Source organism: uncultured Veillonella sp., from assembly GCF_963543145.1.
GTDB lineage: Bacteria > Bacillota > Negativicutes > Veillonellales > Veillonellaceae > Veillonella.
In genome coordinates, this window is record NZ_CAUTZP010000001.1 from 257914 (window position 1) to 270309 (window position 12396).

Below are 12396 nucleotides of genomic sequence, written 5' to 3' on the forward strand. Positions count from 1 at the left end.
ATAAGAAATGGAGTGACATGATAGAATTACTGGGTAAGTCTTTAGAAGAATTACAATCTATCTTTAAGACCCATAATATACAAAAGTTTCGAGCGAAACAGTTAATCGACTATATTTATCACAGATATGTGTTCGATTTTCAAGAAATGACACAATTCTCAAAAGAATTACGTCAATGGTTAAGTGATAATTGTGTTATCTCTTTGCCTACATTAATTACAGAGTCTATATCTCCAGATGGAAAGACTAGAAAAATCCTATTAGAGATGACAGATCAAAGCCGAGTAGAAGCTGTTTTGATGGAGCAACATTATGGTTATTCCGTATGTGTTTCATCACAAGTAGGCTGTGCTATGGGCTGTGTATTCTGTGTCTCTACACAAGGTGGCTTATACCGCGATTTAACAGTGGCTGAAATTCTTGGTCAAGTCGTTATGTTTGGGGCTCTTACTAAAGAACAAATCCATTCGGTTGTCGTTATGGGGGCAGGGGAGCCATTACAAAATTATGATAATGTGTTACAAGCTTTGCAATTATTACACGATCCGGTAATTTGTAATATTAGTTATCGTAAGATGACTATTTCCACATGTGGTTGGGTTCCTAATATTTATAAATTAGCTGATGAAGGGTTGCCTATAACTTTGGCCCTTTCACTACATGCTACAAATAATGAAGTACGTCGTAGTATAATGCCCGTTGGAGCTCGTTATGAATTGACGGAAGTCTTAGATGCGGTAAAATATTATTATGATACAACACAACGTCGTATTACCTTTGAGTATATCCTTATAGATTCTGTAAATGCATCTATGGATGAGGCTCATGCATTGGGACAAATCTGTAAAGACTTCCCAAATTGTCATGTTAACTTAATTCCTGTTAATGGCAATGAACATATTGAATTATATAAACCATCTATTACGAATATGAATACATTTAAAGACATCGTTGCTTCCTATGGAGTATCTGTAACGGTACGAAAGGAAATGGGCGATGCAATCCAAGCCGCATGTGGGCAATTAAAAGCTGCTCATGGTCGGAAAAAGGAGAATCATGAATAATTTTGTTGGTTTAAGTAAAATTGGACTTGTGCGGCAGCGCAATGAAGACCGTTTCTTTATTGATGGTAACGTTTGCGCTGTCACTGATGGCATGGGTGGTTATAGCGGTGGTGAAATTGCTAGTACCTATGCTGTAGATGAGATAAGAGAATATTTGGCCTCCCTTGAAACGGTGGGTCAACAAGACTTATGCGACGCTATCATTCACGCTAATCAACGCATTGTTAATCGCGTAGCTAGTGAAGAACGCCTTGCTGGTATGGGAACTACCGCAGTAGTTACTGCAATAAAAGATAATCAGTTATATTGGGCGAGTGTCGGTGATAGTCGTTTGTATGTATATAGGGATGGTCTTTTAAGACAAATTACTACGGATCATTCTATGGTACAAGAATTATTAACTGCTGGAGAGATTACAAAGGATGAAATGCTAAGTCATCCTCAACGTAATTTATTGACACGCGCTGTCGGTGTCGATGAAGTATTAGAGGTTGATAGCGGTGTGGAGTCGATTCTTCCAGGTGATCGTATTTTACTCTGTACTGATGGATTAAGTGGTTATGTAACAGATGCTGTCATTGCTTCTGCATTGCAATCGTCTGATGATAACATGATGGTTGTTGAATCATTGATGGATACTGTTTATGAAGTCGGAGCAGGCGATAATGTGACCATTGTAGTGGGAACAATCTAATCTAGAAATGGAGAAATAATGAGTACTATGAATATAAAAGGTATGCTTCTAGATAACCGCTACCGAATTGTTGACAAAATTGGCGTTGGTGGAATGGCTGACGTATACCTAGGAGAAGATACCTTATTAGGTAGACAAGTAGCAATTAAAGTATTGCATGCTAACTTTGCTAATGATGATGAATTCGTAACTCGCTTTAAACGAGAAGCACAAGCGGCAGGCAAATTAAACCATCCAAATATTGTAAATATGTATGATGTAGGTTTTGATCAAGATTTACATTACATCATCATGGAATATGTAGATGGTGAAACGTTAAAAGAATATATTACTCGCCATGGCAGACTATCCATAGATGAGGCTGTTAAGTTTACTATTGCCATAGCTGAAGGTCTAGAACACGCTCATGCAATGGGTATTGTTCATTGTGATATAAAACCACATAATGTAATTATTACTCGCACAGGCCGTGTAAAAGTAACTGACTTTGGTATCGCTCGTGCTATGAATGCTACTAATACAGTTATGTATACGAATTCAATTTTAGGATCCGCTCACTATTTATCACCTGAACAAGCCAGTGGAAAGCCTGTAGATGGTAATACAGATATCTATTCACTAGGTGTCGTATTGTATGAAATGCTTACAGGTCGTGTGCCATTTGAAGGGGAAACACCTATCGCGGTTGCTTTAAAACATGTTCGTGAGAAGGTGGTGCCTCCAACACGTTATAACCCATCTATTCCACAGCTTTTAGAAGCTGTAGTTTTAAAGGCCTTATCTAAAAATCCTGCTGATCGTTTTGATTCTATTTCAGATATGATTAGTGATTTACGATTATCTCAAGGTTTTACGATGGGGAAAACACAGCGTCATGAGCCATATGACTTTGCTACGCAAATGATTCCTGCTGTTGATCCTGAAGCCCTAGAGGATTTCAGCACTATTCAAGAAGAACGTAAAGACGAGGGTCAAAAGAAGAGTATGTTAAGTAAAATTGCATCGATTCCACAAAAATACATTGTTCTAGGAGCTGCTGTTATTTTCTTAGTAGCATTTTTAGTTGCTTTCTTAAGCTATGGTAACTTCTGGAGTAATACAACTGTGGACGTACCTAATGTTGTAGGTAAACAAGTATCTGTGGCTAAAAATATTTTAGAAGATAAACATTTACGTGTATCTACAAGTGAGGTTACAAACCCTGATGTTCCAGCCGGTCAAGTCATTTCACAAACACCTGGAGCTGGGGAAAAGGTTAAGGAACAACGTACCATACACCTTGTTGTTTCTAAAGGTGTAGGTGATATTACAGTACCAGATTTAACTGACTTAACTGTAGATCAAGCGCGTCAAAGACTTAAAGATGTTGGCTTAGTTGTAGGTAAGATAACTCAACAATCTGTAGATGGTAAAAAAGATGGTGTAGTAATTGCTCAAAGTCCTTCAGGGGACTCTAAAGTTTCTAAAGGAACTACAATTGATCTTGTTGTAAATAAAGCAAAAGCAAAAAAAGTAAAAGTGCCTAATCTTGTAGGGATGACATTAAAAGATGCTCGAGATACTTTGAGCAATGCTCATTTAGGTGTAAATCAAGTAGCGGGCTCTGTGGAGGAAAAATCTGTAGTCGTTGATCAAAGTATTAAAGCTGGTGATGAGATTGATGAAGGCTCCACATTAAACCTTACTACTGAATTCAAAGACGAGAAAAAGAAATCCGAGAAAAAAGAAGAAAGCAGTAGTAATAAAACAACTGGTACTGTAGACGTTACTGTACCATCTGGTTCTAAAAATCAAGAACTTAAAATCGTTGTAAAAGACGATGAAGGTTCCTCTGTAATTTATGATGATACCAATAAACCTGGTGATCGTATTGTTCGTAAAGTGTCTGGCGTAGGTAATGTGCGTATTGAAGTATATCTCAATGGTGCATTAGTACAAGAGACTGCATTATAAGAGGTTCTATGATTACAGGTATTGTTGTCAAAAATATGAATGGTTACTTTTATGTTCAAGATGATACGAGTACCATTCATGAATGCAAAGTTCGAGGTAGACTTAAGCAAGGTCGCTACAGCCTACTTGTTGGTGACCGCGTTACGATTTCGGAGGATGGGTTCGTTGAATCCATCCACGAACGTCATAATGCCATGGTTCGCCCTGCGGTAGCTAATATTGATCAAGTTGTATTAGTGGTAGCAGCTCATGAGCCAGATATTAATGAGCTTTTACTAAATAAAATGCTCGTTATGATTGAGCATGCAGATATTCCTATCGTGCTATGTATCAATAAATGTGATTTGATGGATTCCGATACGGAAGCGATGGTTGAGCTTTATAAATCAATTGGCTACGACGTATTAATGACATCCACCTATTCTATGACAGGCATTGAAGACTTACGTCATGTACTACAACATAAGGTAACTGCCTTTGCAGGCCCATCTGGTGTTGGTAAAAGTAGTCTATTAAATGCAGTAGATCCTAAATTTGCCTTTCAAACTGGTGAGGTAAGTGACAAAATAAAGCGTGGTAAACATACTACTCGTCATGCTTCCCTATATAGTTTAGATGTAGATTCTTTTATTATGGATACACCTGGATTTAGTGCTATTGAGTTCAATGATGTATCTCTTGAGCGATTGCCTACATTATTCCCAGAATTTGGTGAGTATGTGGATACTTGTAAATTCAACCCATGTTATCATGAACATGAGCCAATTTGTGGCATTAAAGATGCTCTTGAAGCAGGTCATATTCATCAAGGGCGATACGATGCTTATATGTCTATACGTAATGATATAGAAAGTCAACGAAAGAGGTTTTAATATGATTAAAATTGCACCATCAATGCTTTCCGCAAATTTTGCGACATTAAGCGAAGAATTACAATCTATTGAATCAGCGGGGGCTGACTTATTACATATCGACATTATGGATGGACATTTTGTGCCGAACTTAACCTTTGGTGCGCCTATTGTGAAAGCGATTCGTCCATACACAAAATTACCCTTTGATGTGCATTTAATGGTTACAAATCCTGGTGATTATGTAGAAGAGTTTGCCAAAATTGGTGTAGAGTATTTTACATTTCATCAAGAAACAGTACCGCATATGCATCGATTGATTCAACATATTAAACAATGTGGTATGAAAGCAGGTGTAGCTCTGAATCCGGGAACTCCAGTATCTTTCCTTGAAGATGTAGCTGCAGATGTTGACATGATTTTAATTATGTCTGTAAATCCAGGATTTGGTGGTCAATCTTTTATTCCAAATGCTATTAAAAAAGTTAAGCAAGCTAAAATGCTACTAGAGGAAGTAGATAATACAACTGCAGTTATTGAAGTCGATGGTGGCATCAACGATATTACTTGTGTACCAATTAAAAGAGCAGGGGCTACTGTATTGGTAGCCGGTTCTGCTGTGTTTGGCGCAGAAAATCGTGCTCATATGATTGAAGCCATTCGTAATAACTAGATTTATAGTAGTATTGGTGTTACATATTATAAGCTTGAATTAATATAGCAATGATCCAATCTACAAGTTTTTTTAGGGAGTGAGGAATTCTTTAAGAAATCCTCACTCCTTGCTTGCTTTTACAATAATTATTTGTTAAAATTATTGGGTATGAAAAATATGCACGTCGGTGGACTTCGGTACTGTGCCTGATTTTGGGTGACCCGAAGGATGAAGCGGCGGAGGTTAATTAACAGGAGGTGCCACAATGGCAGTAGTATCAATGAAACAATTATTAGAGGCTGGTGTACACTTTGGTCATCAGACTAGAAGATGGAACCCTAAAATGGCGAAATTCATCTTCACTGAACGCAATGGTATTTATATCATTGACTTGTCTAAAACAGTAAAAAAAGTAGAAGAAGCTTACTCCTTCTTGCGTGAAGTTGCTTCCCAAGGCGAAGTAATCTTGTTCGTAGGTACTAAAAAACAAGCTCAAGAAGCTATTAAAGAAGAAGCTACACGCGCTAACATGTTCTTCGTTAACGAACGTTGGTTGGGCGGTATGTTGACTAACTTCAAAACAATTGAAACTCGTATTAAACGTTTAAAACAATTGGAAGCTATGGCAGAAGATGGTACTTTCGAAGTTTTGCCTAAAAAAGAAGTTATCGGTCTTCGTCATGAAATGGAAAAATTGGAAAAATACCTTGGCGGTATCAAAGATATGCCTAAAATGCCAGGTGCTCTTTTCGTAGTTGATCCTAAAAAAGAAAAAATCGCTATTGCAGAAGCTAAAAAATTGGGTATTCCTGTAGTTGCAACAGTTGACACTAACTGCGACCCAGACGAAGTTGATTTCCCAATCCCAGCAAATGATGACGCTATCCGCGCTGTTAAATTATTGGCTGGTAAAATGGCTGATGCTGTTCTTGAAGGTCGTCAAGGTGAATCCTTTGAAGAAGCATTAGATAACATGGTAGCTGATTCTGCTGAAATGGTTCGAGACGGTAAGGCTTAATCGTTGTCGTATTAGCATTTGAAAGATAAATCTATAACATATATAATTAGGGTAAGGACTATATCCTTACCTTAATTAGTACTAGGAGGAACAAAATAATGGCAATTACTGCTGCTTTGGTAAAAGAATTGCGCGACATGACTGGCGCAGGTATGATGGACGCTAAAAAAGCATTGGTTGAAACTGACGGTAATATCGATAAAGCGGTTGACCTTCTTCGCGAAAAAGGTTTGGCTGCAGCAGCTAAAAAAGCTGGTCGTATTGCAGCTGAAGGTGTAGTACAATCCTACATCCACGCTGGTGGCCGTATCGGCGTTTTAGTAGAAGTTAACTGCGAAACTGACTTTGTTGCTAAAACTGACGACTTCCAAAACTTAGCACGCGATATCGCTATGCAAATCGCTGCTGTTAACCCTACATACTTGAACCGTGAAGAAGTTCCTGCTGAAGTAATCGAACACGAAAAACAAGTATTGTTGGAACAAGCTAAAGTAGAAGCTGAAGAAGACGTAAAAGCTGGCCGTAAACCAAAACCTGAAGCTGTTTTGGAAAAAATGGTTGCTGGTCGTATTGAAAAATTCTATAAAGAAAACTGCCTATTAGAACAAGTATTCATTAAAGATGGTGACAAAACTGTTACTGATGTAATTAATGAAAATATTGCAAAAATCGGTGAAAACATCAACGTACGTCGTTTTGTTCGCTACGGTTTAGGTGAAGGCATTGAAAAACGCCAAGATGACTTCGTAGCTGAAGTAATGGCATCTGTTGGTAAATAATTAAGAAACAATAAGAGAACACCGTACAGTGTTCTCTTATTTTGCAATAGAGGAGTAAAAATATGGCAAAGAGAAACTTTCAACGTATTGTTTTGAAGTTGAGTGGTGAAGCATTAGCAGGTGACCAAGGTTTTGGTATCAACCCTGATGTTGTTGAAAAATTTGCGCAAGAGATTGCAGCTTTAGCAAAATCCACTGATTTAGAAATCGCAATTGTTGTTGGTGGCGGTAACCTATGGAGAGGGTTGGCTGGTAGTAACCAAGGTATGGATCGTGCTACTGCTGACTATATGGGTATGCTAGCAACAGTGATGAACTCCTTAGCATTGCAAGATGCATTAGAACAAGCTGGCGTAGATACTCGCGTACAAACAGCTATCGAAATGCAAGAAATTGCAGAACCTTATATTCGACGTCGTGCTATTCGTCACTTAGAGAAAAAACGTATCGTAATCTTCGGTGCTGGTCTTGGTAAACCTTACTTCTCTACAGATACAACAGCTGCATTGCGCGCTGCTGAAATCGAAGCTGATGCAATTTTGATGGCGAAGAAATTTGCTGATGGCGTATATGATTCCGATCCTAAGACGAATCCTAATGCCATTAAATTTGATGAGTTAACATATAATGATATCATCACAAAAGAATTAAAAGTTATGGATGCTACGTCTACAACTTTATGTAAAGATAATAATATTCCTATTATCGTATTTAGCATGGACATTCCTGGTAACATTACAAAAGCCGCTAAGGGCGAAGAGATTGGTACCATTGTTCGAGGAGAATAATTCAAATGGAAATTAAAGAATTGTTACAACAAGCAGAAGAACGCATGAATAAGTCTATTGAGGCTTTAAAACATGAATTTGCATCTATTCGTACTGGTCGTGCTAGTGTAGCATTGCTTGATAAAGTAATGGTTGATTACTATGGCAGTCCTTCTCCAATTAATCAAGTTGCGAATATCTCTGTGCCTGAGCCTCGTATGATCGTGATTGCTCCTTGGGATAAAACTATGATTGGTGCCATTGAAAAAGCGATTTTACAATCCGACCTTGGTTTAAATCCTGGTAATGATGGTGCTCAAATTCGCTTAACTATTCCTCAATTAACTGAGGAACGCCGTAAAGAAATCGTTAAAGTAGTTCATAAAAAAGCTGAAGATGCTAAAGTTGCAGTGCGCAACATTCGCCGTGATGTAAATGATGCATTGAAAAAAGAAGAAAAAGCTAAAACCATTACTGAAGATGATGCTAAAGACGGTTTAGATGAAATCCAAAAACTTACAGATGCTAAAGTTAAGCATATTGATGAGTTAAAAGCAGTAAAAGAAAAGGACGTATTAGAAGTATAATGTTAGATTCTAATAGCCTTATTGGAATGCCATGGCAGCTTGCAAAGTCTCGTTTGCAGGCTGCCCATATTCCTTTTAAGGTAATGATTGGGGCATCCTTTAATCGCTTTTTTGACATTGCAGACAAAGGATTTTATGTAGCACGTATTACTAAAGTTAATGAGTGTTTACATATACTAGTGTATAGACCAATGATTGCCAGCGACTTCGGACGTTCTATCGAGGTAGACTATGCTAAAGAAATTATTTAACCGTAAACAATCGGATGCGCCTGCTATTGATGGCAATACTATTCCTAAACATGTTGCTATAATTATGGATGGTAATGGCCGTTGGGCTAAACGTAGAGGAATGCCACGATCTATGGGGCATCGTGCAGGGGCAGACGTATTAAAGCAGATCGTTATCGGTGCTGACGAAATTGGAATTAGAGCTCTTACGGTATATGGTTTCTCCACAGAGAACTGGAAACGACCTGAACAGGAAGTTTCTTTACTTATGGCTCTCATCAAAGAATACTTAAACAATAATGTTAAGTATATGCATGAACATAATGTTCGCATTCGTTTTATTGGATTTATTGGTGCTCTTTCAGAGGAGTTACAACAAATCATTCGGGATGCAGAACTATTAACGCAGAATAATACAGGTCTTACTTTACAGTTAGCTATTAACTATGGTGGACGTGATGAGATAGTAAGAACTATACGCGATATTACAAGCTCTGTAAAAGCGGGTACTATTACAACGGACGATATTACTGAAGACTATGTAAGCTCTCAATTATTTACTAAAGAGTTTAGTGATGTAGACTTATTGATTCGTCCAAGTAGTGATTTTAGAATTAGTAACTTTTTATTATGGCAGCTGGCTTATGCTGAATTCTGGTTTACTGATTTACATTGGCCAGATTTCACAAAGGAAACTTTGTTAGAGGCTGTTGCGGCATATCAGAAACGAGAACGCCGATTTGGTGGCTTACGTGATGAGGAATAAAGAATGTTAAAAACACGTGTTATTACCGCTGTTATAGGTTTTATTATTGCCTTAGTGGCCATTACGTTAGGCGGACCAGTGTATGATGCTCTTGTTATGCTGTTAGCCCTATTAGGCTGGCGTGAGTTTGTTTTGCTCTGCAAGGCTAAACATGTACGCATGTCCATTATATGGGGGTATATCAGTATATTATTATTGATGATTGCCTTTGCATGTCATCAATATATTCTGGCTATAGCTATTTTAGTATTAAGTTTATTTACTAATTATATGTTATGTACATTTGGTGAAAATAAATACTCTATGGCTAGCGTATCCTTTAGTGTATTTGGTTTATTATACGTTGGTATTGGCATGATTTCTTTGCTCATGATTCGTCATGATTCAATTTACATGTCTTTAACAATGCCTTATGAACTACATAACTGGGGAACAATTACACTTTGGTTATTATTGTTTACTACATGGGCTAGTGATACTTTCGCATACTTTGCAGGTTGTGCCTTTGGTAAACGTAAGATTGTACCATCAATTAGTCCTAATAAAACATTAGAAGGTTTTATTGGTGGTTTTCTAGGCTGTATAATTACAGGTGCAGTATTTTCGTATATAGTTGGTATTCCTTGGTGGATGGGTATCCATATAGGGATGATTAGTGGTATATTAGCACCATTAGGTGATTTATTTGAATCAAAGATTAAGCGATTATGTAATGTAAAAGACTCTGGTACTTTATTACCAGGTCATGGTGGTGTATTGGATCGTCTTGATAGCTTACTATTTGCGGCACCTATCACATTAGTCTATATATTGCTATTCACGTACTAATCTAATAGAGGTAAACTTATGAAATACCTAAGTATTATTGGCAGTACTGGCTCTATCGGTACGCAGACACTTGATGTAGTGTCTCAACATCCAGATCAATTCAAGGTGGTTGCCTTAGTGGCACATCATAATATTGACCTCTTAGAAAAACAAATTAAAGAATATCAGCCTTTAGTAGCTGGTCTAGTTGATGAAAGTGCTTTTAAAGAGCTACAAGGTCGCTATACAGGTCCTACAAAACTTGTAGGCGGTAAGGAGGCCCTCATAGCTGCTTCAACGATTCAAGAAGCGACTATGGTCGTCACTGCTATTGTTGGTGCAGCAGGTATTGAGCCAACAGTGGAGGCTATCAAAAAGGGTAAAACAATTGGTCTTGCCAATAAGGAAACCCTTGTTGCTGGTGGTCCTTTGATTATCTCTTTAGCTAAAGAGTATGATGTACAAATTTTACCTATTGATAGTGAACATAGTGCTATATTCCAATGCTTAGAAGGTCAAGATCGCAATAATGTTGATTCCTTGATTGTCACAGCTTCTGGTGGGCCTTTACGTACTTGGGATTCTGATAAAATTAAAACGGCTACAGCTGCAGACTGCTTACGACATCCAACTTGGAATATGGGCAATAAGATTACTATTGACTCTGCCTCTTTATTTAATAAGGGCTTAGAGGTAATTGAAGCTCATTGGTTGTTTGGATTTGATTTTGATCATATTGATGTAGTAGTTCATCCACAAAGTATTGTTCATTCTATGATCCGTATGAAGGATGGTGCTATTTTAGCGCAAATGGGTAATCCAGATATGCGCGAGCCTATTCAATATGCTTTGACATATCCAAAACGTGAAGTGTTAAGTATGAATCATCTTGATTTTACGAAAGCCTTACAATTGGAATTTTTACCCCCACGGTATGATGATTTTCCTGCACTTCGTTTAGCCTATGAAGTCGGTCGTGCCAGTGGTTTTAAGCCTGCTGTATTTAATGCAGCTAATGAAACTGCAGTTTATGCATTTTTAGAAGACAAAATCGCTTTTGGCGATATTTATAAAGTTGTAACTTCTGTTCTTGAGTCTATGGGACCAGAAGATAATTTTACGTTAGATAATTTATTATCCATCGATAGATGGGCCCGTGAAAAGGCTACATCATTGATGTTATAGGAGAATATATGACTACGGCATTAGCCACAATATTTGTATTTGGTTTAATCGTGTTTATTCATGAATTAGGCCATTTTATTACAGCTAAGATGTCAGGTATGCAAGTTGACGAATTTGCTATAGGTTTTGGTCCTGCCATATTTAAGCTACAAAAAGGGGAGACATTATACTCTATTCGTATCATTCCTCTTGGTGGCTTTAACCGTATTGCTGGCATGAGTCCTGATGAGCCTCTTAATGAGCGCTCCTTCTATAATAAACCTGCATGGAAGAAATTTATTGTTATTTCTGCAGGTGCTGTATTTAACTTTTTATTGGCCATTGTTATTTTCTTTGGCCTTAATGTGACTGTAGGTAATCTTACTTACACAAATGAACCTGTTATTGGCAATATCATTTCTGGTAGTGCTGCGGAACAAGCTCATTTACAAGCCAACGATAGAATTATCACTATTGATGGCAAAAAAATTACTACTTGGGATGAAATTCGTCCTAGCTTACAAGGTACAGCCAATCATGGTGTAACTGTTGTTGTAGAACGGGATGGACAATCTGTGGAAACTACAGTAATACCTAAGCTAGAACAAGATAGTCCTAAAATTGGTATTTATCCTAGTTTTACTCGTGAAACTTATAGTATTGGTGAATCATTAAGCCTTGCTGTTAGCCGTACAGGACAAACTATAGTTGCTATGGTCAGTGGCCTGTATGATATGATTCGTGGCACACAAGCTGCTGAATTGTCAGGACCAGTTGGGATTTCTCAAATGGCTGGCACCATTGCTCAATCTGGCTTTGCGCCATTATTAAGCTTTGCTGCATTCCTTAGTATTAATTTAGGGGTTATTAATCTTTTACCATTACCTGTATTAGATGGTGGTCATTTGATTATTATTTTAGCTGAAGCTATAACAGGCCGTAGACTACCTGCTAAAGCTCTCATGTATATTCAAATGGTTGGTGTTGCCTTAATGGTAGCATTGTTCTTATATGTAACGACTCAGGATATTTTCCGATTACTATAAGACAGATGGGAGATT

Annotated in this window: 14 protein-coding genes; all 14 read left to right on the top strand. The window is 37.7% G+C overall.

Annotated features, from left to right (window positions below):
• Positions 1–17: 17 nt before the first annotated feature.
• The 14 genes from rlmN (at position 18) to rseP (ending at position 12381) form a co-directional block, all read left to right on the top strand.
• Positions 18–1064 carry a 23S rRNA (adenine(2503)-C(2))-methyltransferase RlmN gene (rlmN, locus tag RWZ05_RS01230; RefSeq protein WP_314641269.1) on the top strand — a complete coding sequence of 349 codons (1047 nt, stop codon included), beginning with the start codon at positions 18–20 and terminating at the stop codon, positions 1062–1064.
• Positions 1057–1758 (top strand): Stp1/IreP family PP2C-type Ser/Thr phosphatase, encoded by a 702-nt coding sequence (locus RWZ05_RS01235; RefSeq protein ID WP_314641271.1) that lies wholly within the window; start codon positions 1057–1059, stop codon positions 1756–1758. Before rlmN ends, RWZ05_RS01235 begins: the two co-directional genes overlap by 8 nt.
• A 27-nt stretch (positions 1759–1785) precedes the next feature.
• Positions 1786–3711 carry a Stk1 family PASTA domain-containing Ser/Thr kinase gene (gene pknB, locus RWZ05_RS01240; protein WP_314641457.1) on the top strand — a complete coding sequence of 642 codons (1926 nt, stop codon included), beginning with the start codon at positions 1786–1788 and terminating at the stop codon, positions 3709–3711.
• A gap of 8 nt (positions 3712–3719) precedes the next feature.
• Entirely contained in the window at positions 3720–4583 is an 864-nt protein-coding gene (gene rsgA, locus RWZ05_RS01245; RefSeq protein WP_314641274.1) for a ribosome small subunit-dependent GTPase A, read from the top strand.
• Between the two features lies 1 nt (position 4584).
• Positions 4585–5235 carry a ribulose-phosphate 3-epimerase gene (gene rpe, locus RWZ05_RS01250; protein WP_314641276.1) on the top strand — a complete coding sequence of 217 codons (651 nt, stop codon included), beginning with the start codon at positions 4585–4587 and terminating at the stop codon, positions 5233–5235.
• Positions 5236–5482: 247 nt separating this feature from the next.
• On the top strand, positions 5483–6235 hold the full coding sequence (gene rpsB, locus RWZ05_RS01255) for a 30S ribosomal protein S2 (protein ID WP_314641279.1): 753 nt from the start codon (positions 5483–5485) through the stop codon (positions 6233–6235).
• Positions 6236–6333: 98 nt separating this feature from the next.
• Entirely contained in the window at positions 6334–7014 is a 681-nt protein-coding gene (gene tsf / locus RWZ05_RS01260) for a translation elongation factor Ts (RefSeq protein WP_296004314.1), read from the top strand.
• A gap of 62 nt (positions 7015–7076) precedes the next feature.
• The gene (pyrH, locus tag RWZ05_RS01265) at positions 7077–7802 is read left to right on the top strand and encodes a UMP kinase (protein WP_314641282.1); all 726 of its coding nucleotides are present in this window, start codon (positions 7077–7079) and stop codon (positions 7800–7802) included.
• Between the two features lie 5 nt (positions 7803–7807).
• A complete protein-coding gene (gene frr / locus RWZ05_RS01270) occupies positions 7808–8368 on the top strand; it encodes a ribosome recycling factor (protein ID WP_009351464.1) in 561 nt (186 codons plus the stop codon).
• Positions 8368–8619 (top strand): hypothetical protein, encoded by a 252-nt coding sequence (locus RWZ05_RS01275; protein ID WP_314641283.1) that lies wholly within the window; start codon positions 8368–8370, stop codon positions 8617–8619. Before frr ends, RWZ05_RS01275 begins: the two co-directional genes overlap by 1 nt.
• On the top strand, positions 8600–9364 hold the full coding sequence (locus RWZ05_RS01280; protein ID WP_314641285.1) for an isoprenyl transferase: 765 nt from the start codon (positions 8600–8602) through the stop codon (positions 9362–9364). The genes RWZ05_RS01275 and RWZ05_RS01280 overlap by 20 nt, the downstream gene beginning before the upstream one ends.
• Before the next feature lie 3 nt (positions 9365–9367).
• On the top strand, positions 9368–10192 hold the full coding sequence (locus RWZ05_RS01285) for a phosphatidate cytidylyltransferase (RefSeq protein ID WP_314641287.1): 825 nt from the start codon (positions 9368–9370) through the stop codon (positions 10190–10192).
• Between the two features lie 18 nt (positions 10193–10210).
• Positions 10211–11356, top strand: coding sequence for a 1-deoxy-D-xylulose-5-phosphate reductoisomerase (locus RWZ05_RS01290; protein WP_314641289.1), 1146 nt, complete (start codon positions 10211–10213; stop codon positions 11354–11356).
• Between the two features lie 8 nt (positions 11357–11364).
• Entirely contained in the window at positions 11365–12381 is a 1017-nt protein-coding gene (gene rseP / locus RWZ05_RS01295; protein WP_314641292.1) for an RIP metalloprotease RseP, read from the top strand.
• Positions 12382–12396: the final 15 nt, after the last annotated feature.

Coding starts and splice junctions, on each gene's coding strand:
- RWZ05_RS01235 (WP_314641271.1), top strand. CDS start 1,057: ATGAATAATTTTGTTGGTTTAAGTAAAATTGGACTTGTGCGGCAGCGC.
- tsf (WP_296004314.1), top strand. CDS start 6,334: ATGGCAATTACTGCTGCTTTGGTAAAAGAATTGCGCGACATGACTGGC.
- rseP (WP_314641292.1), top strand. CDS start 11,365: ATGACTACGGCATTAGCCACAATATTTGTATTTGGTTTAATCGTGTTT.
- RWZ05_RS01275 (WP_314641283.1), top strand. CDS start 8,368: ATGTTAGATTCTAATAGCCTTATTGGAATGCCATGGCAGCTTGCAAAG.
- rpsB (WP_314641279.1), top strand. CDS start 5,483: ATGGCAGTAGTATCAATGAAACAATTATTAGAGGCTGGTGTACACTTT.
- RWZ05_RS01290 (WP_314641289.1), top strand. CDS start 10,211: ATGAAATACCTAAGTATTATTGGCAGTACTGGCTCTATCGGTACGCAG.
- pyrH (WP_314641282.1), top strand. CDS start 7,077: ATGGCAAAGAGAAACTTTCAACGTATTGTTTTGAAGTTGAGTGGTGAA.
- rsgA (WP_314641274.1), top strand. CDS start 3,720: ATGATTACAGGTATTGTTGTCAAAAATATGAATGGTTACTTTTATGTT.
- frr (WP_009351464.1), top strand. CDS start 7,808: ATGGAAATTAAAGAATTGTTACAACAAGCAGAAGAACGCATGAATAAG.
- rpe (WP_314641276.1), top strand. CDS start 4,585: ATGATTAAAATTGCACCATCAATGCTTTCCGCAAATTTTGCGACATTA.
- pknB (WP_314641457.1), top strand. CDS start 1,786: ATGAATATAAAAGGTATGCTTCTAGATAACCGCTACCGAATTGTTGAC.
- RWZ05_RS01280 (WP_314641285.1), top strand. CDS start 8,600: ATGCTAAAGAAATTATTTAACCGTAAACAATCGGATGCGCCTGCTATT.
- rlmN (WP_314641269.1), top strand. CDS start 18: ATGATAGAATTACTGGGTAAGTCTTTAGAAGAATTACAATCTATCTTT.
- RWZ05_RS01285 (WP_314641287.1), top strand. CDS start 9,368: ATGTTAAAAACACGTGTTATTACCGCTGTTATAGGTTTTATTATTGCC.